This is a genomic window from Bradyrhizobium sp. USDA 4449 (assembly GCF_054056275.1).
The window spans coordinates 2482471-2505582 of sequence record NZ_JBSRYD010000001.1 but is presented as its reverse complement, the minus strand read 5'-3'; the positions used below and the strand labels follow the sequence as shown (position 1 = coordinate 2505582).

Genomic DNA, 23112 nt, shown 5'->3' with positions numbered 1-23112 from the left:
TACTGGATCAACCGCTTTCGCGGGTGATGACAGCAGCGAATGCGGCAGGCGCGAGCGCCGCGGCCAAACCTCAAATCTTCTGATTGTACTCGCCAACTTCCGGATGGGTGCGCAGCACGCTGTTCACCATCTCGAACATGTCGTGCATGCGCTGCTCGGAGACCGGGCTCTCGACCACGACCACGAGCTCGGGCTTGTTCGAGGACGCGCGCACCAGGCCCCAGCTGCCGTCCTCGACGGTGACCCGCACGCCGTTGACCGTGACGAGATCGCGGATCGCCTGATCGCCGATCTTGGCCCCCTTCGCCTGCAAGTCCTCGAAGTGCTTCACCACCTTGTCGATGACGCCGTATTTCACCTCGTCGGCGCAATGCGGCGACATGGTCGGGGACGACCAGGTTTTTGGCAGTGCGTTCTTGAGGTCGGCCATCGACTTGCCGGGCGCGCGATCGAGCATGTCGCAGACCGCGATTGCCGAAACGAGACCGTCGTCATAGCCGCGGCCATAGGGCTTGTTGAAGAAGAAATGGCCTGATTTCTCGAAGCCTGCGAGCGCGCCGGTCTCGTTGGTGCGGCGCTTCATGTAGGAATGGCCGGTCTTCCAATAGGCGGTCTTTGCGCCTTGCTTCTGCAGCACTGGATCGGTGACGAACAGTCCGGTCGACTTGACGTCGACGATGAACTGCGCGTCCTTGTGAATCGCCGACATGTCGCGCGCCAGCATCACGCCGACCTTGTCGGCAAAGATCTCCTCGCCGGTGTTGTCGACCACGCCGCAGCGATCGCCGTCACCGTCGAAGCCGAGCCCGACATCGGCCTTGTGATGCAGCACGGCGTCGCGGATCGCGTGCAGCATCTCCATGTCCTCGGGATTGGGATTGTATTTCGGGAAGGTGTGGTCGAGCTCGGTGTCGAGCGGGATCACCTCGCAGCCGATCGCCTCCAGCACCTGCGGCGCAAACGCGCCCGCCGTGCCGTTGCCGCAGGCCGCGACGACCTTCAGCTTGCGCTTGAGCTTCGGACGATGGGTAAGGTCGGCGATGTAGCGCGCCGGATAATTCTCGTGGAACTGGTAGGAGCCACCGTCCCGGTTCTTGAATTCGGCGTTCAGCACGATCTCCTTGAGCCGCGTCATCTCGTCGGGACCGAAGGTCAGCGGGCGATTGGCGCCCATCTTCACGCCGGTCCAGCCGTTGTCATTGTGCGAGGCGGTCACCATCGCGACAGCAGGCACGTCGAGATCGAATTGCGCGAAATAGGCCATCGGCGTCACCGCGAGCCCGATGTCATGGACCTTGCACCCCGCAGCCATCAGGCCCGAAATCAGCGCATATTTGATCGAGGCAGAATAGCCGCGGAAATCGTGGCCGGTGACGATCTCCCTGGGGACACCGAGTTCGGCGATCAGCGCGCCCAGCCCCATGCCGAGCGCCTGGACCCCCATCAGGTTGATTTCCTTCTGGAACAGCCAGCGCGCGTCGTATTCGCGAAAGCCGGTGGGCTTCACCATCGGCTCGGATTCGAAGGCGTAGGTGTTGGGCATCAACACGGATTTCGGCTTGGGAAACATTGAGACGGTCTCGTTCACTGGCGGAAGGAATATACCGCAGGGCCAGCGAATGCGCAGGCCGAGCGGAAGGCGGGAGTGGCGGCTTATGGCTGGCAATTGCGGCGGTTTGGTAACGGAGAAACCTTCCGCGCCGCGGCTCGGAGCGCGCAAAAGGTTCGGCAAAGTTCTCGGCCACGATCGACCCGCCCCATCGCGGATGCGCAGTTCATGCCCGCAACTCGCGGTCTGGTTTTGACATCAACCGGCCGCAACGCGCTTATCCACTCCGGATTACTCCGTCTCGCCCGGTGAACATTCCACAATCGCCATGGCGCAAGATGCGGCCTGCCTGATCAAATCCGAGCGTTGATTCAATCCTGTCTCGCGCTCTCTCCACGACATGACGCGTAGGTGACAAAGCATGCGCACGGCCTCGATCCTGGCTGCGATTGCGGCCGGCATGATCGCGTCGATCTGCCAAATGACGGACGCTCAACCGGCAAACGAGAGGTTGTCGGACCTGCCGATCAGTCCTGCGCCGACGACTCTGCACCTCAGGTTTGGCGATCCGACGCTTCCGCCGATGACGCATACGATGTTCTGTCTGCAGTACCCGGACGAATGCCACCCCCGCCAGCTGTTTCGTAGCGGCCCGGTTCACTTGACCGAGGCACGATGGAAAGAATTGAATGAGGTCAACGAGACCGTGAACAATGCCATCATCCCGGAATCGAACGAGCTGGGTCTGGCAGCGGAAGTCTGGCTCATCGATCCCAAGCGCGGCGACTGCAACGACTACGCCGTCAGCAAGCGCCACAGGCTTTCGAGCCGAGGCTGGCCCCAGCAGGCGCTTCTGCTCGCCGAGGTCGTGACCTTCCGAGACAAGCATCACTTGGTTCTGGTCGTTCGCACGGAACGCGGAGACCTGGTGCTGGATAGTTTGAGTCCGCAGATCGTATCCTGGACGCGTACACCCTACCGGTGGTTTCGAATTCAATCGCCGAGCAACCCGCGATATTGGAACATCGTCGCTCCGCGCACCGTGTAGGGCTCCGCGTCCGGCTCGACCGAGGCGCTCGCCTACTGTTCCAGCACCATCTGGCCGTTGGCGTATTCGAAGCGCCTCAGCTTGGACAGGAAGGAGAGCCCGAGCAAATTCTCCGACAGCGCCTCGTCCGGCAGCACCATGGCATCGACGTCGCGAACGATGAGGCCGCCGACGTCGAGCATGGCGATGCGGGTGCGCGCGGCCTTGATGGTGCCGTTGGCGGTGGTGACGTTCGCGTTGTAATCGCCGCGCGACGGCCGCAGGCCGAAGCGAGCAGCCGAGGTCTCGTTCAGCGCCACCACGGAAGCGCCGGTGTCGATCATGAAGCCGATGCGCTGACCGTCGATGCGGCCTTCGGTCTGGAAATGACCGCGGCCGTCACGGGGGATGTTGACGCTGCGGCCGCCGGCCGGCGCAGCCGTCGCGAGCGCGACTGTGGTGCGCGGCACCGAGGTGGCGGACGCGGAGCTCATCTTGTCCGCCATCTGCGCCATGAATGTACCGAGGCCGATCATCACGACCGCGAAGATCACTACGTTACGCATCACACCACTTCCGAGCCGGAAAGCCCGATTTCACCACGCGGCAGGCTCGTCGGCGAGCGAAGCCGCGGCAGGGCCGGTGCTATTTTGACGAAAAGGATGAGCGTACGGTTAATGCGCGGCGGTGCTGTCTCAGGTGCCGCGCGGCTTCGCCCGCCGGGTGGGCAGCGCGTTCGCGGGATCGTCCGGCCAGGGGTGGCGCGGATAGCGCCCGCGCAGGTCGGAGCGCACGGCGGCGTAGCTGCCGCGCCAGAAGCCGGGCAGATCGCGTGTCACCTGTACAGGACGCTGTGCCGGCGACAGCAGCTCCAGAACGAGCGGCACCTTGCCGCCCGCGATCGATGGATGGGTGCCGAGGCCGAACAGTTCCTGGAGCCGCACCGCGATGGTCGGCCCCTGCTCGGCCTCATAGTCGATCGCGAGCATCGTCCCGGTCGGTGCCTCGAAATGGGTAGGCGCCTCGCGTTCGAGCCGCGCGCGCAGCTCCCAGGGCAACAGCGCCATCACTGCCTCCGAAAGGTCGCCGGCGGAGATGTCCTTGAGCGCCGTCTTGTCATGAAGCGCAGGGACCAGCCAGTCGTCGCGCCTCGCAATCAGGGCGTCGTCGGACAGATCTGGCCAGCTCCCGCCTTCGGCCTTGCGCAGGAACATCACGCGGTCGCGCCATTGGAGGGCGGCTTTCGACCAGGGCAACCGGTCGAGGCCGGCGGCGATCAGGCCGTCGGCGAGGATGCGGGCCGTCGTCTCGGACGGCGTGAGCATGAGGGGCGCCTCAGACAACGTGATGGCATGCAGCGCGCGTTTGCGGCGCGCGCGCAGCGCCATCGCGCCGCGATCAAAGGAAACCTCGTCCGAGGTTTCGATGTGCTCGGCGAAATGACCTTCGATGTCGCCCTCGCTGATCGGCGCGGCAAGGAGAATGCGCCCGCTCGCCGCCGCGCCCGTCATCTCGGCCACCGCAACATAAGGCGCACGCGCCAGCGAAGACGTCTGCTCGACGACCGCGCCGCGGCCGTTGGCCAGCACGAAGCTGCCGTTGCCGCGATTGCGGGCAACACGGTCGGGGAAGGCGTAGGCGAGCATGATGCCCGTTCGCAAGTCGCCCTGCCCCGGCATCACTTTCTCGAATGACGCGACTTGCGAGGCCCAGCGCCGTGCGAGGTCGCGGGCGCTGCTGGCACGGGGTGAGCGGTCGCGGCGGAATTGATCGAGACGGTGATCGAGATCGACGCTGTCGCCGCCGAGCCCGCGCTCGGTGAGGATGGCGGCGATTTCGGCCGCAGCCTCCCCGCCACCGGCGCGATGCGAATCCACGATCATGCGCGCGAGCCGCGGCGGCAGCGCCAGCGCGCGCAGGCTCTTGCCTTCCGCCGTGATACGGCCATCGGCATCGAGCGCGTTGAGCTCGGCAAGCAGGCTCTTTGCCTCTTTCAGCGCGGGCTGAGGCGGCGGATCGAGAAATGACAAGGCGGCCGGATCGCTCACGCCCCATTGCGCGAGATCGAGCACGAGCGATGACAGGTCAGCGCTGAGAATTTCAGGCTGGGTGTAGGGCGCTAGTGAGGCGGTCTGCGGCTCGTCCCAGAGTCGGTAGCACACGCCGGGCTCGGTGCGGCCGGCGCGGCCGCGGCGCTGATCCACCGCGGCACGCGAAGCGCGCACGGTCTCGAGCCGGGTCAGGCCGATGTCGGGCTCGTAGCGCGGCACGCGGGCGAGCCCGGAATCGACCACGATGCGGACGCCCTCAATTGTGAGCGAGGTCTCTGCAATCGAGGTCGCCAGCACGACCTTGCGCATGCCTTTCGGTGCGGGCGAGATGGCGCGATCCTGCACGGCGGCATCGAGCGCACCGAACAGCGGCACGATCTCGATGGAGGCATCCTGCACGCGCTCGCCGAGCAAATTCTGGGTCCGGCGGATCTCGGCGGCGCCCGGCAGGAAGGCCAGCACCGAGCCGCTGTCGGCACGCAGCGCCGAGGCAATCGCATCGGCCATCTGCCGCTCGATCGGCACATCAGCCTTACGGCCGAGATAGCGGGTCTCGACTGGAAAGGCGCGCCCCTCACTCTCGACGATCGACGCCCCGCCAAGCAGCTTTGCGACGCGCGCGCCGTCCAGTGTTGCCGACATCACGAGGATGCGGAGATCTTCGCGCAAGCCGAGTTGCGCATCGCGCGCCAGCGCCAGGCCCATGTCGGCGTCGAGTGAACGCTCGTGGAATTCGTCGAACAGGATGGCGGCGACGCCTGAGAGCTCGGGATCGTCGAGAATCTGGCGGGTGAAAATGCCTTCGGTCACGACCTCGATGCGCGTGGCGCGTGAGATCTTCGAGCCGAAGCGGACGCGGTAGCCCACGGTTTCGCCGGCGCGCTCGCCCAGCGACTTGGCCATCCGGTCCGCGCTGGCGCGCGCGGCGATGCGCCGCGGCTCCAGCACGATGATCTTCTTGCCGATCGCCCAGGGCGCATCGAGCAGTGCCAACGGCACCCGCGTGGTCTTGCCCGCGCCGGGGGGAGCCACCAACACCGCCGCGTTGTGCGCCTCCAGCGCGCGCGCGAGGTCGCCGAGCACGGCATCGATCGGGAGCGGCGTGTCGAAATTGCGGGGCAAGATTCTATCCGTTCGTCATGCCCGGCCAAAGGCGCGAAGCGCGTCTTCGCACAATGTCGAGCATCCACGTCGTCTGACCCGCCTAGAAAACAGACGTGGATGGCCGGGACAAGCCCGGCCACGACGGAATTGTGCACGATGGTGGAACGTCAGCCGTGTGCCGGCGGGCGCCCCACGCTCTCATAGACGAAGCCGGCCGCAGCCATTTCCTCGGGACGGTAGATGTTGCGCAGATCGACAATGACGGGCTGCACCATGGTTGCCTTCAGCCGGTCCAGATCGAGCGCGCGGAACTGGGTCCACTCGGTAACCACGACCAGCGCGTCGGCGCCCTCGGCGCAAGAATAGGCATCCTCGCAATAGGTGATGCTGGGCAGCTCGCTTTTGGCCTGCTCCATGCCGACGGGATCGAACGCCTTCACCTTCGCGCCCATGTCGAGCAGGCCGGTGACCAGCGGGATCGACGGCGCATCGCGCATGTCGTCGGTGTCGGGCTTGAAGGTGAGGCCGAGCACCGCGATGGTCTTTCCGCGCAAGGAGCCGCCGAGCGCCTGGCTCACTTTTCGCGCCATCGCGCGCTTGCGGTTCTCGTTCACGGCCAGTACGGATTCGACGATGCGCAAGGACACGTCGTAGTCCTGCGCGATCTTGATCAGCGCCTTGGTGTCCTTGGGGAAACAGGAGCCGCCGAAGCCGGGACCGGCGTGCAGGAACTTGGTGCCGATCCGGTTGTCCAGCCCAATGCCGCGGGCGACCTCCTGCACGTTGGCGCCGACTCTTTCGGAGAGATCGGCGATCTCGTTGATGAAGGTGATCTTGGTCGCGAGGAACGCGTTGGCGGCGTATTTGATCATCTCGGCGGTGCGGCGCGCGGTGAACATCAGCGGCGCCTGGTTCAGCGACAGCGGGCGGTAGATGTCGCCCATCACCTTGCGGCCGCGCTCGTCGGAGGTGCCGACGACGACGCGGTCAGGGAATTTGAAATCACGGATCGCCGCGCCCTCGCGCAGAAATTCCGGGTTCGAGGCAACGACCACATCGGCCCCGGGATTGGCTTCGCGGATAATGCGCTCAACCTCGTCGCCGGTCCCGACAGGCACGGTCGACTTCGTCACCACGACGGTGAAGCCGGACAGCGACTGCGCGATCTCCTTCGCGGCGGCGTAGACATAGGAGAGATCGGCGTGACCGTCCCCGCGGCGCGAGGGCGTGCCGACCGCGATGAACACGGCATCGGCATCAGCCACCGGCTTCGACAAATCCGTCGTGAAGTCGAGGCGCTTGGCCTTCACATTCGTGGCGACCAATTCGTCAAGGCCAGGCTCGTAGATCGGTATCTCGCCGCGATGGAGCGCCGCGATCTTCTTCTCGTCCTTGTCGACGCAGGTGACGTCGTGACCGAAATCCGCAAAGCAGGCGCCGGACACCAGTCCGACATAGCCCGTGCCGATCATCGCGATGCGCATGAAAATCCCTGTTCTAGCTTGGTTAACGAAACCCAATCCAGGAGCGGTTTAGCATTTTCCCGTCGGGAAGGAAGAGCCCGCGCTCAGAAACCGGCACGGGATTTGTATCGGTAAAGAAGTCGGAAACCACTGGGGCCCACACTGCCCCACAACCGTACATACCGGGCGGAACACGCCTCGAAAAGAGACATATGACAGCATCGGACACGTCAGCTGCCAGCGGGGGGCTTTTCAAAGCCTCCGCTGCCGCGCGTGTCGATTGGGTCGACTATGCCAAGGGCATCTGCATCGTCATGGTGGTGACGATGCATTCGGTGCTGGGGGTCGAGCTTGCCGCCGGCAAGACCGGTTTCATGCATGTTCTGGTGGCCTTCGCAAAGCCGTTCCGGATGCCGGACTTCTTCCTGATTTCCGGCCTGTTCCTGCCGCTGGTGATCGATCGGGACTGGCGAACCTATCTCGACCGCAAGGTGGTGCATTTCGCTTATTTTTATGTCGTCTGGGTGACAATCCAGTTCGGCTTCAAGGCGCCCGCCTTCGCCGCTGAAACCGGCTGGCGCGAGGTCGGCCTCTTGTATCTCGAATCCTTCATCGAGCCGTTCGGCACGCTCTGGTTCATCTACCTGTTGCCGGTCTTCTTCATCGTCACGAAAGTGACACGCCAATTCCCGCCGCTCGCGATCTGGCTGGCCGCTGCCGCGCTGGAGACGGCCCGCGTCACGACCGGCTGGACCGCGATCGACGAATTCTGCGCGCGCTTCGTCTATTTCTATTCCGGTTATCTGTTCGCGCCTTACGTGTTTGCACTGTCGGATCGCGCCAGGAAGCATCCCGCGCTTGCGCTTGCATCACTCGCGGCGTGGGCGCTGGTCGATGCCGCGCCTCGTCCTATCAGGCGCCAGCGAATGGAAGATCGTCTCGCTCATGCTCGGCTTTGCCGGTGCGTGCGCAATCATCGCGATCGGCACGCTGCTGGCACGCGCGCATTGGTGCAATTTCCTGCGCTTTTTCGGCGAGCATTCGATCGTGATCTATCTCGCCTTCTTCCTGCCGATGGCGGCGACGCGGACGCTGCTGCTGCACAGCGGCATCATCGCCGACATCGGCACGGTGTCGCTGATCGTCACGGTTCTCGGCGTGCTGGGATCGCTCGCGATCTGGCGGGCCGCGCTGCGGCTGCACGCGGACTTCCTGTTCGAGCGCCCGGATGCATTCCGGATCGCCCCGCGCAAAGCCGGCGCGGTGTTGCAGGCCGCCGAATAGACCGCTCACGGTCGGAGATACAGGGCTCCGGTCGTCCGGCCGGCTTCCAGGTCGGCCTGCGCCAGCGCGGCGTCCCGCAGGCTGTAGGCCGTCCCGCTCACCTGCAGCACACCGTCGGTCATCGCGGCCAGCACACGCCCGGCGGAACGGCCGTATGCCTCGGCATCGTTCATGTGGGCCATGACGCTCGGCCGCGCCAGCATCAGACTGCGCCGCGGCCCGAGATCATGGACATTGAGTGATGGGATCGGCCCGGCGGACTGACCGATGCTCGCAACGACGCCGAATGGCCGCACGCAGCCAAGCGTCTTCTGCAACGTCGTCCCGCCGACCCCGTCATAGGCGACATCGACGCCACGTCCGGCCGTGAGATCGGCGACGGCTGCGGCGAAATCGGCGTCGCGCCCGACGATCAGGTGAGAGGCCCCGGCAGCGCGGGCAATTTCGACCTTCGCCGGCGAGCCGACCGTTCCGATCACGACCGCCCCGAGCGCACTGGCCCAGCGCGTCAGCACCTGACCGAGCCCGCCGGCTGCGCTATGCACGAGGATCGTCGTAGCCCGGCCGACGGGGAAAATGCGTGTGAGCAACATGTCGGCTGTAATGCCCTTGACGAACGCTGCGGCAACCGCCTCATCCGGCAAGCTCGCCGGAAGCTTCACGCAGCGCCAGGCCGGCAGGTTGCGCTCGGAGGCATAGGCGCCAACCGGTGCGCCCGCGTAGGCGACGCGGTCCCCGGGCTCGAAGCCGGTCACCTCGGTACCAACAGCCGCAACGACGCCGACCGCCTCGACGCCGGGAATCCGCTCGGGCGGGAGCGCATAGAGACCGATGCGCTGATAGATGTCGATGGAATTGACGCCGATCGCGGTCTGCCGCAGCCGGATTTCGCCGCACCCCGGCGGCGGCAGATCGGCGCTCGCCAGTTCGAGCTGCTCGACGCCGCCGGGTGCCTTCAATCTCACGATCACGGCCATGTCCGAGTCCTCCTGTCGATGACGGAAGGACTATGGGACCCCGCGCGAATCTGCGAAACTGCTCAATACTGAGATCACGTTGTGAGAATTTGCACAGATGGACTGGAGCGACCTGCAGCACTTCCTGGCGCTCGCACGCGAGGGCACCTTGTCTGCCGCGGCGAGGAGCCTCAACGTCGACCATGTGACCGTGGCGCGCCGCGTCGCTGCCCTGGAAGCCTCCACGTCGCTCAAGCTCGTGGACCGCAGGCCGCGCAGCTACGAGCTCACCGAAGACGGCAAGCGGCTTGCCGAGATCGGCGCACCGATGGCCGAGACGGCGTTTGCGGTGGAGCGCGCCGCATTGGCCTCGAAATCCGAGATCGGCGGCGAGATCACGATCAGCGCGCCGCCGTCGCTCGCCAACCTCCTGATCGCGCCGCGGCTGGTGCGGCTGCGACAGCAGCATCCGGGCATCAGGATCAAGCTGATCGGCGAGAAGCGCACGGCCTCACTCAATCGCCGCGAGGCTGATCTGGCGCTTCGGCTGTCGCGGCCGACGGAGCCGGGATTGGTTGCCCGCAAGGTCGGCTATTTCGAGTTCGCCCTCTACGGCTCGCCCGACTATCTGAAGGCCACGCCCGCGCATGCTTTCGCTTTCGTCGCCTACGATTCCAGCATGGACGAGGTTCCGCAACAGCGATGGCTGATGCGCTTCGCCGGCACGCGCGAGATCGTGCTTCGCACCAACGATCTGGAGAACCAGGCCGCTGCCGCCAGGACCGGAATTGGGCTCGCGGCGTTGCCAAAATTCCTTGGCGAGCCCGACCCACGGCTGGAACGTCATGACGTCGCTGGGCGCCCCGTCGGGCGCGAGATCTGGCTGGTCCTGCATCGCGACCTGCGCCGTACGCCCGCGATACGCGCGGTCGCAAGTTTCATCGAAAGCTGCCTGGCCTGATCTCACAGCCTTTGCCGGCCGCATGATTTGTCTGTGCGAGTCGGCAAAATTGCTAGATGCCGAGGCTGTCTTTTGCCGCAAAAATTCATACATTGCGGCCATGCCAAAAACCTCTTCGAAGATATCAGCCAAAGCCGACACCAAGCCCGCTGCCGCGACAGCTGCTGCCAAACCGGTCGCAGCCAAGGCGGCTGGAAAAGGCGACCACGTCTTCCTGGTCGACGGTTCCTCCTACATTTTCCGCGCCTATCACGCGCTGCCGCCGCTGAACCGCAAGTCGGACGGGTTGCAGGTCAATGCCGTGCTCGGTTTCTGCAACATGCTGTGGAAGCTGCTCCGCGACATGCCCGAGGACAACCGTCCGACGCATCTGGCGATCGTCTTCGACAAGTCGGAGGTCACCTTCCGCAACAAGATCTATCCCGACTACAAGGCGCACCGGCCGCCGGCGCCCGATGACCTGATCCCGCAATTTTCGTTGATCCGCGAAGCCGTCCGCGCCTTCGACCTGCCCTGCCTGGAACAGGTCGGCTACGAAGCCGACGATCTGATCGCAACCTATGTGCGCCAGGCCTGCGAGCGCGGCGCGAGCGCAACCATCGTGTCCTCCGACAAGGACCTGATGCAGCTCGTGACCGATTGCGTCACCATGTACGACACCATGAAGGATCGCCGCATCGGCATTCCCGAGGTGATCGAGAAGTTCGGCGTGCCGCCGGAGAAGGTCGTCGAGGTGCAGGCGCTGGCCGGCGATTCCACCGACAACGTGCCCGGCGTTCCCGGCATCGGCATAAAGACCGCCGCGCAGCTGATCGTCGAATATGGCGATCTTGAACAGCTCCTGTTCCGTGCCTCCGAGATCAAGCAGCCGAAACGGCGCGAGGCGCTGATCGAGAATGCCGAGAAGGCGCGGATCTCACGCCAGCTCGTGCTGCTCGACGACAAGGTCGATCTGGAGGTGCCGCTGGACGATCTCGCCGTTCACGAGCCCGACGCGCGCAAGCTGGTCGCCTTCCTGAAGGCGATGGAATTCACCACGCTGACGCGCCGGGTCGCCGACTATTCGCAGATCGACCTCGCCAGCGTCGATGCCGATCCCGGCTATGCGAGCGGTGCCAGCGTGTTCTCGCCGCTGCCGCCCTCGGACGTCGTGCCCGCCCCGGGGGCCGGCACTCCGGCGCAGGCCCGGCCGAGCGAGCGCAACACGTCGGCGGGCAAGGAGGACAAGGCGGCGAGTCCGAAGGGCGCGCCGATTTCGCTCGCGGTTGCGCGCGAGGAGGCGCTGCGCAAGCTGCCGGTCGACCGCAGCAAGTACCAGGCGATCAAATCGGTCACAGAGCTCAACGCCTTCATCAGCCGCATTCACGACGCCGGCCATGTCGCAATCGAGACGAGAGGAAACTCGATCGATCCGATGCAGGCTGATCTCTGCGGCATCGCGCTGGCCCTGGCGCCGAACGAGGCCTGCTACGTACCGCTCGCGCACAAGCAGTCCGGCGGCGGCGCCGGCCTGTTCGACGCCGGCCTTGCGCCGGACCAGGTCAAGCATTCCGACGCCATCGAAGCGCTGAGGCCAGTGCTGGAATCGGCGGGCATTCTCAAGATCGGTTTCGACGTCAAGTTCACTGCCGTGATGCTGGCGCAGCACGGCATCACCTTGCGCAACACCGACGATGCACAGCTGATCTCCTACGTGCTCGACGCCGGCCGCGGCTCGCATGCGATCGAATCGCTCTCGGAGCGCTGGTTCGGCCACGCCATGCTGAAGGAGAGCGAGTTGCTCGGCAGCGGCAAGGGCAAGATCACCTTCGACCAGGTGCCGATCGACAAGGCAGCGCCGCTGTCCGCCGAGGGCGCCGACATGGCCTTGCGGGTCTGGCGCGTGCTGAAGCCGCGACTCGTCGCCGAGCACATGACCACCGTCTACGAGACACTCGAGCGTCCGCTGGTGTCGGTGCTCGCGCGCATGGAACGGCGCGGCATCTCGATCGACCGGCAGGTGTTGTCGCGGCTATCCGGCGACTTCGCCCAGACCGCGGCGCGCGTCGAAGCCGAAATCCAGCAGATCGCGGGCGAGCCGGTCAATGTCGGCAGCCCCAAGCAGATCGGCGACATCCTGTTCGGCAAGATGGGCCTGCCAGGCGGCACCAGGACCAAGACCGGCGCGTGGTCGACCACCGCGCAGGTGCTCGACGAGCTGGCCGAGCAGGGCCATGATTTTCCGCGCAAGATTCTGGAGTGGCGCCAGGTCTCCAAGCTGAAATCGACCTACACCGACGCACTGCCGACCTATGTCAACCCACAGACCCATCGCGTGCACACGACCTACGCACTGGCCGCGACCACGACGGGCCGGCTGTCCTCGAACGAGCCGAACTTGCAGAACATTCCGGTGCGCACCGAGGACGGCCGAAAGATCCGGCGCGCCTTCATCGCGACGCCGGGCCACAAGCTCGTCTCGGCCGACTATTCGCAGATCGAGCTGCGGCTGCTGGCCGAAATCGCCGACATCCCCGTGCTGAAACAAGCGTTCAAGGACGGCCTCGACATTCACGCGATGACCGCGTCGGAAATGTTCGGCGTTCCGATCAAGGGCATGCCGAGCGAAATCCGCCGCCGCGCCAAGGCGATCAATTTCGGCATCATCTACGGCATCTCGGCGTTCGGCCTCGCCAACCAGCTCGGCATCGCGCGCGAAGAGGCGTCGGCCTACATCAAGAAATACTTCGAGCGCTTCCCCGGGATTCGCGCCTATATGGACGAGACGCGAGATTTCTGCCGGAACCACGGCTATGTCACCACGCTGTTCGGCCGCAAGTGCCACTACCCCGACATCAAGGCCTCCAACGCCTCGGTGCGCGCCTTCAACGAGCGCGCCGCGATCAACGCGCGGCTGCAAGGCACCGCCGCCGACATCATCCGGCGCGCGATGACGCGGGTGGAGGATGCGTTGGCGCAGAAGAAGCTCTCGGCGCGGATGCTCCTGCAGGTGCATGACGAATTGATCTTCGAGGTGCCCGACGCCGAGGTCGAGGCGACGTTGCCCGTCGTGCAACACGTGATGCAGGACGCACCGTTCCCGGCCGTGCTGCTGTCGGTGCCGTTGCATGTCGATGCGCGCGCGGCGAACAATTGGGACGAGGCGCATTAGGGCCGTCCCGATGAAAATCGCCGCCATGTCCGGCAGCCTGCGCGCGGGTTCGAGCAACACAGCCGTGTTGCGCGCAGCGGCCCGGCTCGCGCCGGATGGTGTCGAGGTGATCCAGTTCGAAGGGATTGCAGGCCTGCCTTTCTCTGGCGTGTTGAAGAATGCGCTCGATTGGCTTGTCGGCAGCCACCAATTTCCTGATAAGCCCGTCGCGCTGATCAACACGTCGCCGCGTGCGACACACGCGCTGGCCGCCCTGACGCTGACGCTCGAGACGATGTCGGCCCGGCTCGCCACGGACGCCTGCCTGACGTTGCCGCTGCTCGGCGGAGCCTGGGACGAGCACAGCATCGCCGCTGATCCCGCCCTCGCAGAACCGTTGCGCGTGGCGATGGAGCGTTTTGCGGCCTTCATCAACACCGCGCGGGCCTAGGCGTCGGACCAAACGAATTGTCCTCCGTGCAATTGCGCGATGGCCTCGCATCGCCGTGCATATTAAAACCAGCGCCGCTCCCGCACCGGTTGGATCATGCCCCACACCTCAGCCTTGCTCGGCTTCGCCTTCGTCTGCCTCGGTCTCGTGCTCACGCCGGGACCGAACATGATCTATCTGATCTCGCGCTCGATCACGCAGGGGCCGGCGGCCGGGATCGTTTCGCTCGGTGGCGTCGCGTTGGGCTTCGTGTTCTACATGCTGTGCGCGGCGTTCGGCATCACGGCGCTGCTGCTTGCGATTCCCTTCGCCTATGACGCGCTGCGCTTTGCCGGCGCCGGCTACATGCTCTGGCTCGCCTGGCAGGCGGTGAAGCCGGGCGGTCGCTCGCCGTTCCAGGTAAAGCAGCTCGCGATCGACAGCCCGCCCAAATTGTTCGCGATGGGGCTCGTCACCAATCTGCTCAACCCGAAGATCGCGATGCTGTATCTGGCGCTGTTGCCACAGTTCATCGATCCCGCCGCCGGCAGCGTGCTGGCGCAGTCGGTGGTGCTGGGCGCGATCCAGATCGCGATCAGCGTCAGCGTCAATGCGATCATCGCGCTGGCGGCCGGATCGATCGCGCTGTTCCTGGCCAGCCGGCCAAGCTGGATGCTGGTGCAGCGCTGGCTGATGGGCACAGTGCTGGCCGGGCTTGCGGTGCGGATGGCGGTCGAAGCGCGGAAGGCGTGAGCTTTCTCACCCTCCCCTTGAGGGGAGGGTAAGAGAAGATCAATCCAGCTTCGCGTCCATGCCCCGCTTCACGGCCGGGCGCGCCATCAGGGCGTCGTACCAGCGCCTGACGTTGGGGAAGTCGGCGAGCTCGACCTTGTGGCGGGGATGCCGCCAAGCCCAGCCCAGAATGGCGAAATCGGCGACCGAGAGATCGCCGGCGACGAAATCGCGCCCGTCCAGGCGACGGTCCAGAACGCCGTAGAGCCGGCGCGTCTCGGCCATGTAGCGCTTCAAGCCGTAGGCGCGGTCCTGCTCGTTCTCCAGCGCGATGAAATGATGCACCTGGCCCGGGATCGGGCCGAAGCCGCCCATCTGCCACATCAGCCATTCATAGACGGGGATGCGCGCACCGAGCGATTTGGGCAGGAATTTGCCGGTCTTTTCGCCGAGATAGAGCAGGATCGCGCCTGATTCAAAGATGCTGACCGGCTTGCCGTCCGGGCCCTCGGGGTCGACGATCGCAGGGATCTTGTTGTTGGGGGAGAGCTTGAGGAACCCCGGGGCCATCTGCTCGCCCTTGGTGATGTTCACCGGGACCACCTTGTAGGGCAGTCCCATTTCCTCCAGCGCGACCGAAATTTTGCGGCCGTTCGGCGTGTTCCAGGTGTGCAGCTCGATGGTCATTGGCCTGTTTTCCTTCCCGGGATACCAGGCATCCACCTACCCCAGATAGTTGCACAGCCACAACCGGCGGACCGGGATGGCCGATCCCTGTTGACGGGGGCGCCCCCCTCTGGAATGTCACGGCCGTCGCGGATAAATTCCGCCACTTCTGAAAACCCCGTTCGAGGGACCCCCGTGTCGAAATCTGCCTCCCGCGCCCGCCTGTTCGAAATCATCCGCCGCCGTTCCTTCGGCCGGGGCGAGGTGACGCTCGCATCGGGCCGCAAGAGCGATTTCTACTTCAACCTCAAGCCGACCATGCTCGACCCCGAGGGCGCAACGCTGCTCGCCGAGCTGACCTATGAGACGCTGAAGGACGACAATCTCGATTTCATTGGCGGGCTCGAGATGGGCGCAGTGCCGCTCGCCGGCGCGCTGGCGCAGATCTCCTGGATCAAGGGCCATCCGATCGCGGCCTTCTTCGTGCGCAAGAAGCCGAAGGAGCACGGTGCCAGGCTCGCGATCGAAGGTCTGCCGAAAGGCGAGACGCTCGATGGCAAGCGCGTCGTGATCGTCGAGGATGTCACCACGACAGGCGGCTCGGCGATGAAGGCCGTGGAATCCGTGCGCGAGACCGGCGCGGAAGTCGTGCTGGTGCTGACGATGGTCGACCGCGAGGAAGGTGCTACCGACACATTTGGCGCGGCCGGCCTGCCGTTCCGCTCGCTGTACAAGGCCTCGGAATTCCTGAAGGCGTGATCTACCCTCTCCCCGCAAGCGGAGCGAGCTGGAGCAACTCCTCGTTTACCATCCCGCTTTATGGTAAATCATGTGCCGAAACCCCAGAGGTTCCGGCCAGGTCAGTAGCGTCGGGTGGAGTAAGCGTTGCGTACGAATGTGTCCCATGCGCGCCGGCGGCGTTGCGCGATGCTGATGGCCGCCACCCTTGCAGCACCGCTGCTTGCGAGCCCGGCCCCGGTTGCGGCCGAAGGCCTGTTCGACTTCTTCTTCGGCGGCGCCCAACAGCGGCCGCAACGGGATATTCCGCAACCGTCGAGCTCCTTCGTCGATCCGTTCGGCAATCAGCAGAATCCCGCCACTCAGCCGACGACACGCTCGGCGTCGGCTGGCGGTTCGGGCCCGGCCTTCTGCGTGCGCAGCTGCGACGGCAAATATTTTCCGCTGATGCGCGGCCTCGCCTCGCCGGCGCAGATGTGTCAGGCCTTCTGTCCCGCCAGCACCACGAAAGTGTTTTTCGGCTCCTCGATCGATTACGCTTACAGCCAGACCGGCGAGCGCTACGCCGACAGCGAAAACGCCTTCGCCTATCGCAAGGCGCTGCGCGCGGACTGCACCTGCAACGGCCGCGAGCCGGCAGGCCTCGCTCCGGTCGATCTGACGCTTGATGGCTCGCTGAAGGCCGGCGACGTCATCGCCACCAGCGATGGCCTCGTCGCCTATACGGGCGTTCGTCTCGGCAATGACCAGACCGCCGAGTTCACCCCGGTGGCCTCCTATCCCGGCCTCACCGCGCAGGTCCGCGCCCGACTCGGGGAAATGAAGGTGGCGCCGGTGCGCGCGGAGACAGTGGCCGCCGATGCCCCGGCGGCCGAGATCGTGCGCGAGGCATTGCCTGATGTGACTGATGTGCCGAAGACGACGGCGAAGTCGGCGAAGCGGGCAGGATTGGACTAGGGTCCGGACCGTATCCAAGTCGTCATTGCTTCGCGCTTGGGCGCAAAATTGCTTCGCATTTTTGTCGCGAGCTCCTCGCAATGACAGTGGATGCGGCCCTATCTTCCGATAATCACTCCGATCACGTTCGGCGCCGCCAGATACTTCTCCTCGATCGCCGCACGCGCGGCGGCACGGTTGTCAGGCGTCAGCAGGCCGCGCTTCTCGGCCAGGATCATCCAGCAGAAACCCCACCAATCGGTCAGCAGGCCGGTCTCGCCGACGAGGTCATAGCCCTGCTCGGCCGCGAAGATGCGCGCATGCGCTTCGTCAAGCGTGTCGAGGAAGTGGTGATCCTCGGCCGCGAACAGATCGTCGCTGATGTCGTCGATGGTGTAGCCCCAGATCGACTGGCACACCGCGTTGAACTCGCGGTCGAACTGGTCGTCATCGACGGCATAGCGCCGCGCCGCCTGATGCAGCCGTGACAGCGACCGCGCGAAATCGGCGATCCGGGTGAGGGCAAATTGATCGAAGGCAATGGTGGACATGTAGTCCTCGCGACTGACGTCAGACCCTAGATGTTGTGTCGGCAAGGCGCCGAATCACAATGATATATCAAAGACTTGCTAAATTGTTCTTAATTTGTTCCGGATGCGCCGCTGACGATTGGGCTCGTCGTCCCGGCTTTCCCCGGCGGTAGCTGAATCGGTACCCGATCCGGCACCGAATCAGCGTTCCTCCGTGCTGGCCCGGGTTCCCAAAGCGGCCCGTTCTTTGCATAATTTTACGGCAGCGCAGTGCCCTTGCCGGACCAGCGATGGTTCCGGTTCGGGAGAAATACGCGTAGGTGTTAATGGTGTTTCTGTCGACCAGGAAGTGACGGCTTTGCAAGATCAATCGTTCCAACCCAACGTCCCCGCCCCCGGTCAGCCTATCGACGAACTCGCGCTGTCGGAGATCAAGGGCGCGATCCTGGCGAAGCTGCGCCTTGCCATCGGCAAGGATGCGGGCATGGCGACCAAGCACGACTGGTACCAGGCCGCAGCGCTGGCGCTGCGCGATCGCATCGTGCATCGCTGGCTCTCGGCCGAAAAGCGCAGCTACGACGCCGGCCGCAAGCGCGTCTATTATCTCTCGCTCGAATTCCTGATCGGCCGCCTCTTCACCGATGCGCTCAACAATATGGGCCTTCTCAAGATCTTCGATGTGGCGCTCGGCGATCTCGGCGTGTCGCTGCCTGAGTTGCGCAAATGCGAACCCGATGCGGCGCTCGGCAATGGCGGCCTCGGGCGGCTCGCCGCCTGTTTCATGGAAAGCATGGCCACGCTGCAGATCCCCGCGATCGGCTACGGCATCCGTTACGATTACGGCCTGTTCCGACAGATCATCAATCAGGGCTGGCAGCAGGAATATCCGGACGAATGGCTCGGCTTCGGCAACCCCTGGGAACTGCAGCGCCCCGAGGTGATCTACGACGTCAATTTCGGCGGCAGCGTCGAGCATGTCGACGACAGGGGTCGCGACCGCGCGATCTGGCACGCGAGCGAGACGGTGCAGGCGATCGCCTATGATACGCCGATCGTCGGCTGGCGCGGCCAGCACGTCAACGCGTTGCGGCTGTGGTCGGCGCGCTCGCCCGATCCGTTGAAGCTCGATGCCTTCAACTCGGGCGATTATGTCAGCGCCAGCGCGGAGCAGTCGCGCGCGGAAGCGATCTGCAAATTCCTCTATCCGAACGACGAGAGCCCGGCGGGTCGCGAGCTGCGGCTGCGCCAGGAATACTTCTTCGTCTCCGCCTCGCTGCAGGATCTGATCAAGCGGCATCTCGCCTCCGACGGCCAGCTGCGCAGCCTGTCGTCCAAGGTCGCGGTGCAGCTCAACGACACACACCCGAGCCTCGCCGTCACCGAGCTGATGCGCATCCTCGTCGATCTCCACAATTTCCGCTGGGACGAGGCCTGGAAGATCACCGTCGCCACGCTCTCCTACACCAACCACACGCTGCTGCCGGAAGCACTCGAGACCTGGCCGGTCGAGCTGTTCGAGCGGCTGTTGCCGCGCCATCTCGAGATCATCTATCGCATCAACGTCCAGCATCTGGCGCTGGCCGAAGCGCGCGCTCCCGGCGACATCGACTTCCGGGCCTCTGTCTCGCTGATCGACGAAAAGAGCGGGCGTCGCGTCCGCATGGGCCAGCTCGCCTTCGTCGGCTCGCACCGCATCAACGGCGTCTCGGCGATGCATTCGGATTTGATGCGCGAGACCGTGTTCCACGATCTCAACCATCTCTATCCCGGCCGCATCACCAACAAGACCAACGGCATTACCTTCCGCCGCTGGCTGATGCTGGCGAATCCGAAGCTCACCGATCTGCTGCGTGAGACTTGCGGGGAAGCCGTGCTCGACGATCCGACCCGGCTCTCGCTGATCGAGGCGCGGGCCAGCGACGTCGAATTCCAGAAAAAGTTCCGGAGCGTCAAGCTGCACAACAAGACGGCGCTGGCGCGCCTGATCGGCGAGCGGCTCGGCATCAAGGTCGACCCGACCGCGCTGTTCGACGTGCAGATCAAGCGCATCCACGAATACAAGCGCCAGTTGCTCAACATCATCGAGACCGTCGCGCTGTACCAGTCGATCAAGGATGACCCGAATGGCAATTGGGTGCCGCGGGTGAAGATTTTTGCCGGCAAGGCGGCTGCGAGCTATCGCTACGCCAAGCTCATCATCAAGCTGATCAACGACGTCGCCGAAATCGTCAACAACGATCCCGCGATCGGCGGCAAGCTCAAGGTCGTCTTCCTGCCCGACTACAATGTCAGCCTTGCCGAAGTGATCATCCCCGCAGCCGACGTGTCGGAGCAGATCTCGACGGCCGGCATGGAAGCATCCGGCACCGGCAACATGAAGCTGGCGCTCAACGGCGCCATCACCATCGGCACGCTCGATGGCGCCAACATCGAGATCCGCGACCAGGTCGGCGTGGAGAACATCGCGATCTTCGGCATGGAAGCCGGCGACGTGATGATCCGGCGCAAGCAGGGGCTGGACGCCTCCGACGTGATCCGCAATTCGCCGAAGCTGCAGCGCGCCATCAATGCGATCGGAACCGGCGAGTTCTCGCCCGGCGATCCGGGCCGCTTCGAATCGATCGCGCACGCGCTGCGCTATCTCGACCACTACATGGTCAGCGCCGATTTCGATTCCTATTACGAGGCGCAGCGCGCGGTCGATGCGCGCTGGCTGGTCTCACCGGCCTGGACCCGCGCCTCGATCCTCAACGTCGCCCGCATGGCGTGGTTCTCGTCCGACCGCACCATCCGCGAATATGCCGAGGAGATCTGGAACGTGCCGGTCAATCCGGCGGCGCCACCGTTTCAGATGGCAGAGACCATGCGGGACGCGGCGAGCTGATTTTTCCGCAGCGTGAAATCGGTCACCCCGCAGGTAATTGCACGGACCGGCGGCGGACGTGATATGACGTCCGTCATCGAACGCCGGACATGATCATGCACGCCAAGCTCCCGCACCCCTTCGACGACGCCACGCGCATCACCGCCGGTGACTCACGTTGGCAAGGGCAAACGAGCGACGACTACTGGGCCTTTGTCGGCCCGTTCGGTGGTGTCACGGCCGCGACCATCCTGCGCGCGCTGATCGAACACCCGCAACGCGCCGGCGATCCGCTGGCGCTGACGGTCAATTATTGCGCGCCGATCGCCAGGGGTCCGTTCGATCTCGACCTGCGACTGGTGAAGGGCAACCGCTCCAGCCAGCACTGGAGCGTCGAACTGTCGCAGGACGGCGGCGAGGTCGCGACACTCGCCACCGCCGTGTTCGCCGAGCGCCGCCCCTCGTGGGAGCACAGGGTGGCAAAGGCCCCGGATGCAAAGCCGTTCGAGCAGACGCTGCCGTTCCCGAACATCCAGGCGTCCTGGGCCAACCAGTATGAATTCCGCTTCGTCGAGGGCGAGATGCGCCTCGGGCCGCCGCAGGCCGAGCTCGCCAGCACCTATTCGAAAATCTGGATTGCGGATCGCGAGCCGCGCAAGCTCGACATGCTCTCGCTGATGTCGATGTCGGACGCCTTCTTCGGCCGCATCTTCCACGCACGACGCGAACTGGTGCCGTTCGGCACAGTGTCGCTGACGACCTATTTCCACACCGATGCCGAAGAGCTCGCGGCCGAGGACATCACGCGCGTGCTCGCGACGGCTGATTCGAAGATCATGCACAAGAGCTACGCCGACCAGAACGCCGAGCTGTGGTCGCCGGACGGACGGCTGCTCGCGACGAGCACGCAGATGGCGTATTTCAAGGCCTGACTGTCTTACCCTCTCCCACAAGGGGGGAAGGAAGAGCGCACAAAACAAAAAGAGCGGCCTCTCGGCCGCCCCTTTTGCATTGAAGACAGGGCAATCACTCCGCCGCGAGCTTCACGTCCGGCGCCGCCGCACGCACCTCGGCGTCGACCTGGGCTTCGAACTTGGCAAAGTTCTTCTGGAACATGCCGACCAGGCGACGCGCGGTCTTGTCGAACTCGTCCTTGTCCTTCCAGGTGTTGACCGGGTTGAGGATCTCGCTCGGCACGCCCGGCAGCGCGTTCGGGACTGCGAAGCCGAAATATTTGTCGGTGCGGAATTCGACGTTGCGCAGCGAGCCGTCGAGCGCGGCGGTCAGCAGCGCGCGCGTCACCTTGATCGGCATGCGCGAACCCGTGCCGTACTTGCCGCCGGTCCAGCCGGTGTTGACCAGCCAGCAGTCGACATTGTGCTGGGCGATCAGGTCGCGCAGCATGTTGCCGTAGACGGATGGATCGAGCGGCAGGAAGGGCGAGCCGAAGCAGGTCGAGAATTCCGGTTGCGGCTCATTGCCGAGACCGCGCTCGGTGCCGGCGACCTTCGCGGTGTAGCCGGACAGGAAGTGATACATCGCCTGCGCCGGTGAGAGCTTGGCGATCGGCGGCAGCACGCCGAAGGCGTCGGCGGCAAGCATCACCACGTTCCTGGGCTGCGGCGCGCGGCCAGTGCGCGAAGCGTTCGGGATGAACTCGAGTGGATAGGCCGAGCGCGTGTTCTCGGTCTTGGAGCCGTTGTCGAAGTCGACCACACGGGTGTCTTCGTCGAGCACGCAGTTCTCGAGCACCGCACCGAATCGCGTCGACGCGGCGTAAATCTCGGGCTCGGCTTCCCGCGAGAGCTTGATGCACTTGGCGTAGCAGCCGCCTTCGAAGTTGAACACGCCATTCGGACCCCAGCCGTGCTCGTCGTCACCGATCAGCGTGCGGTTCGGATCGGCCGAGAGCGTGGTCTTGCCCGTGCCTGACAGTCCGAAGAAGATCGCGGTGTCGCCATTGGCGCCGACGTTCGCCGAGCAGTGCATCGGCATCACGCCGCGCTCGGGAAGGTAATAGTTCAGCGTGGTAAAGACCGACTTCTTCATCTCGCCGGCATAATAAGAACCGCCGATCAGCACGATCTTGCGGGCGAAATCGATGGCGACGACGTTCTCCGAGCGGCAGCCGTGACGCTTGGGATCGGCTCGGAAGCTCGGCATGTCGACGATGGTAAGCTCCGGCACGAAGGTCGAGAGCTCGATCGCCTCCGGGCGGATCAGCAGCGTGCGGATGAACAGCGAGTGCCAGGCGAGCTCGGTGAAGACGCGCGTCTTGATGCGATAGGACGGATCGGCGCCACCATAGAGATCCTGCGCGAACAGGCGCTTGCCTTCGGCATGCTTGAGGAAGTCCTGATAGAGCGTTTCGAACTGCTCTGCAGTGATCGACTGATTGCCGGCCCACCACATCTTCTTGTCGGTGGTGGCGTCACGCACCGTGAACTTGTCCTTCGGGCTGCGGCCGGTGAATTCACCGGTGTCGGCGCAGAGCGAACCATCTGCAGAGAGTACCGCCTCGCCTGCAGAGAGCGAATACTGATACAGTTGCGGCGCGCCGAGGTTCCAGTGAACTTGCTTGAGATTCTTTAAGCCGAATTTGTCGGCGCCGAAGGCACCGTTGCGCACGCCCGTCTCTTGCACGAAAAATCCTCCTAGAAACCCGCGACACATGGCGCCACCAAGCACCAGC

17 protein-coding genes and 1 pseudogene are annotated in these 23112 nt (G+C 64.7%); 10 read left to right on the top strand and 8 right to left on the bottom strand.

The annotated features are described in order from the left end of the window. Positions 1–70 precede the first annotated feature (70 nt). Entirely contained in the window at positions 71–1570 is a 1500-nt protein-coding gene (locus ACVIIW_RS11875; RefSeq protein WP_456700912.1) for a phosphomannomutase/phosphoglucomutase, read from the bottom strand. A gap of 400 nt (positions 1571–1970) precedes the next feature. Here ACVIIW_RS11875 and ACVIIW_RS11870 point away from each other — a divergent pair, with 400 nt between their 5' ends. Beyond that, positions 1971–2597: a transglutaminase-like cysteine peptidase gene (locus tag ACVIIW_RS11870; protein ID WP_456700911.1), complete on the top strand. Its 627-nt coding sequence runs from the start codon at positions 1971–1973 to the stop codon at positions 2595–2597. A gap of 32 nt (positions 2598–2629) precedes the next feature. Here the strand turns inward: ACVIIW_RS11870 and ACVIIW_RS11865 are convergent, their stop codons facing one another. The 3 genes from ACVIIW_RS11865 to ACVIIW_RS11855 form a co-directional block, all read right to left on the bottom strand. Further along, positions 2630–3142, bottom strand: coding sequence for a TIGR02281 family clan AA aspartic protease (locus tag ACVIIW_RS11865; protein ID WP_456700910.1), 513 nt, complete (start codon positions 3140–3142; stop codon positions 2630–2632). Between the two features lie 129 nt (positions 3143–3271). Further along, the gene (hrpB, locus tag ACVIIW_RS11860) at positions 3272–5749 is read right to left on the bottom strand and encodes an ATP-dependent helicase HrpB (RefSeq protein ID WP_456700909.1); all 2478 of its coding nucleotides are present in this window, start codon (positions 5747–5749) and stop codon (positions 3272–3274) included. Between the two features lie 149 nt (positions 5750–5898). Then, positions 5899–7215, bottom strand: a complete 1317-nt coding sequence (locus ACVIIW_RS11855; RefSeq protein WP_456700908.1) for a UDP-glucose dehydrogenase family protein — start codon at positions 7213–7215, stop codon at positions 5899–5901. 191 nt (positions 7216–7406) lie between these two features. Here ACVIIW_RS11855 and ACVIIW_RS11850 point away from each other — a divergent pair. Beyond that, positions 7407–8478: pseudogene (locus ACVIIW_RS11850) on the top strand (acyltransferase family protein). Between the two features lie 5 nt (positions 8479–8483). Here ACVIIW_RS11850 and ACVIIW_RS11845 read toward each other — a convergent pair. Next, positions 8484–9455 carry a quinone oxidoreductase family protein gene (locus ACVIIW_RS11845; protein ID WP_456700907.1) on the bottom strand — a complete coding sequence of 324 codons (972 nt, stop codon included), beginning with the start codon at positions 9453–9455 and terminating at the stop codon, positions 8484–8486. Positions 9456–9552: 97 nt separating this feature from the next. Between ACVIIW_RS11845 and ACVIIW_RS11840 the strand changes: the two genes are divergently transcribed. The 4 genes from ACVIIW_RS11840 (at position 9553) to ACVIIW_RS11825 (ending at position 14708) form a co-directional block, all read left to right on the top strand. Continuing rightward, positions 9553–10395, top strand: a complete 843-nt coding sequence (locus tag ACVIIW_RS11840; RefSeq protein WP_456700906.1) for a LysR family transcriptional regulator — start codon at positions 9553–9555, stop codon at positions 10393–10395. Positions 10396–10495: 100 nt separating this feature from the next. Then, positions 10496–13546, top strand: coding sequence for a DNA polymerase I (polA, locus tag ACVIIW_RS11835; RefSeq protein WP_456700905.1), 3051 nt, complete (start codon positions 10496–10498; stop codon positions 13544–13546). Positions 13547–13556: 10 nt separating this feature from the next. Further along, a complete protein-coding gene (locus tag ACVIIW_RS11830; RefSeq protein WP_456700904.1) occupies positions 13557–13976 on the top strand; it encodes an NADPH-dependent FMN reductase in 420 nt (139 codons plus the stop codon). Between the two features lie 96 nt (positions 13977–14072). Next, positions 14073–14708 (top strand): LysE family translocator, encoded by a 636-nt coding sequence (locus tag ACVIIW_RS11825; RefSeq protein WP_456700903.1) that lies wholly within the window; start codon positions 14073–14075, stop codon positions 14706–14708. A 39-nt stretch (positions 14709–14747) separates the two neighbouring features. Here the strand turns inward: ACVIIW_RS11825 and ACVIIW_RS11820 are convergent, their stop codons facing one another. Continuing rightward, positions 14748–15374: a glutathione S-transferase family protein gene (locus ACVIIW_RS11820; protein ID WP_456700902.1), complete on the bottom strand. Its 627-nt coding sequence runs from the start codon at positions 15372–15374 to the stop codon at positions 14748–14750. 174 nt (positions 15375–15548) lie between these two features. Between ACVIIW_RS11820 and pyrE the strand changes: the two genes are divergently transcribed. Both pyrE and ACVIIW_RS11810 read left to right on the top strand, forming a co-directional pair. Then, positions 15549–16112, top strand: a complete 564-nt coding sequence (gene pyrE / locus ACVIIW_RS11815) for an orotate phosphoribosyltransferase (RefSeq protein WP_456700901.1) — start codon at positions 15549–15551, stop codon at positions 16110–16112. A 168-nt stretch (positions 16113–16280) separates the two neighbouring features. Next, a complete protein-coding gene (locus ACVIIW_RS11810; protein ID WP_456705137.1) occupies positions 16281–17048 on the top strand; it encodes a DUF2865 domain-containing protein in 768 nt (255 codons plus the stop codon). A 98-nt stretch (positions 17049–17146) separates the two neighbouring features. On the opposite strand, the gene ACVIIW_RS11805 is transcribed toward ACVIIW_RS11810, so the two are convergent. Next, on the bottom strand, positions 17147–17578 hold the full coding sequence (locus ACVIIW_RS11805; RefSeq protein WP_456700900.1) for a hypothetical protein: 432 nt from the start codon (positions 17576–17578) through the stop codon (positions 17147–17149). 337 nt (positions 17579–17915) lie between these two features. Here ACVIIW_RS11805 and ACVIIW_RS11800 point away from each other — a divergent pair, with 337 nt between their 5' ends. Both ACVIIW_RS11800 and ACVIIW_RS11795 read left to right on the top strand, forming a co-directional pair. Further along, positions 17916–20441, top strand: a complete 2526-nt coding sequence (locus ACVIIW_RS11800; protein WP_456700899.1) for a glycogen/starch/alpha-glucan phosphorylase — start codon at positions 17916–17918, stop codon at positions 20439–20441. 95 nt (positions 20442–20536) lie between these two features. Then, positions 20537–21352, top strand: a complete 816-nt coding sequence (locus ACVIIW_RS11795; RefSeq protein WP_456700898.1) for an acyl-CoA thioesterase — start codon at positions 20537–20539, stop codon at positions 21350–21352. Between the two features lie 94 nt (positions 21353–21446). Here the strand turns inward: ACVIIW_RS11795 and ACVIIW_RS11790 are convergent, their stop codons facing one another. After that, a complete protein-coding gene (locus ACVIIW_RS11790; protein WP_456700897.1) occupies positions 21447–23063 on the bottom strand; it encodes a phosphoenolpyruvate carboxykinase in 1617 nt (538 codons plus the stop codon). Between the last annotated feature and the right edge of the window lie 49 nt (positions 23064–23112).

Bases quoted from the DNA above. Each gene is read 5' to 3' on its own strand.
- ACVIIW_RS11875 (WP_456700912.1), bottom strand. From the start codon at position 1,570: ATGTTTCCCAAGCCGAAATCCGTGTTGATGCCCAACACCTACGCCTTC.
- ACVIIW_RS11870 (WP_456700911.1), top strand. From the start codon at position 1,971: ATGCGCACGGCCTCGATCCTGGCTGCGATTGCGGCCGGCATGATCGCG.
- ACVIIW_RS11865 (WP_456700910.1), bottom strand. From the start codon at position 3,142: ATGCGTAACGTAGTGATCTTCGCGGTCGTGATGATCGGCCTCGGTACA.
- ACVIIW_RS11855 (WP_456700908.1), bottom strand. From the start codon at position 7,215: ATGCGCATCGCGATGATCGGCACGGGCTATGTCGGACTGGTGTCCGGC.
- ACVIIW_RS11845 (WP_456700907.1), bottom strand. From the start codon at position 9,455: ATGGCCGTGATCGTGAGATTGAAGGCACCCGGCGGCGTCGAGCAGCTC.
- ACVIIW_RS11840 (WP_456700906.1), top strand. From the start codon at position 9,553: ATGGACTGGAGCGACCTGCAGCACTTCCTGGCGCTCGCACGCGAGGGC.
- polA (WP_456700905.1), top strand. From the start codon at position 10,496: ATGCCAAAAACCTCTTCGAAGATATCAGCCAAAGCCGACACCAAGCCC.
- ACVIIW_RS11830 (WP_456700904.1), top strand. From the start codon at position 13,557: ATGAAAATCGCCGCCATGTCCGGCAGCCTGCGCGCGGGTTCGAGCAAC.
- ACVIIW_RS11825 (WP_456700903.1), top strand. From the start codon at position 14,073: ATGCCCCACACCTCAGCCTTGCTCGGCTTCGCCTTCGTCTGCCTCGGT.
- ACVIIW_RS11820 (WP_456700902.1), bottom strand. From the start codon at position 15,374: ATGACCATCGAGCTGCACACCTGGAACACGCCGAACGGCCGCAAAATT.
- ACVIIW_RS11810 (WP_456705137.1), top strand. From the start codon at position 16,281: ATGCTGATGGCCGCCACCCTTGCAGCACCGCTGCTTGCGAGCCCGGCC.
- ACVIIW_RS11805 (WP_456700900.1), bottom strand. From the start codon at position 17,578: ATGTCCACCATTGCCTTCGATCAATTTGCCCTCACCCGGATCGCCGAT.
- ACVIIW_RS11795 (WP_456700898.1), top strand. From the start codon at position 20,537: ATGCACGCCAAGCTCCCGCACCCCTTCGACGACGCCACGCGCATCACC.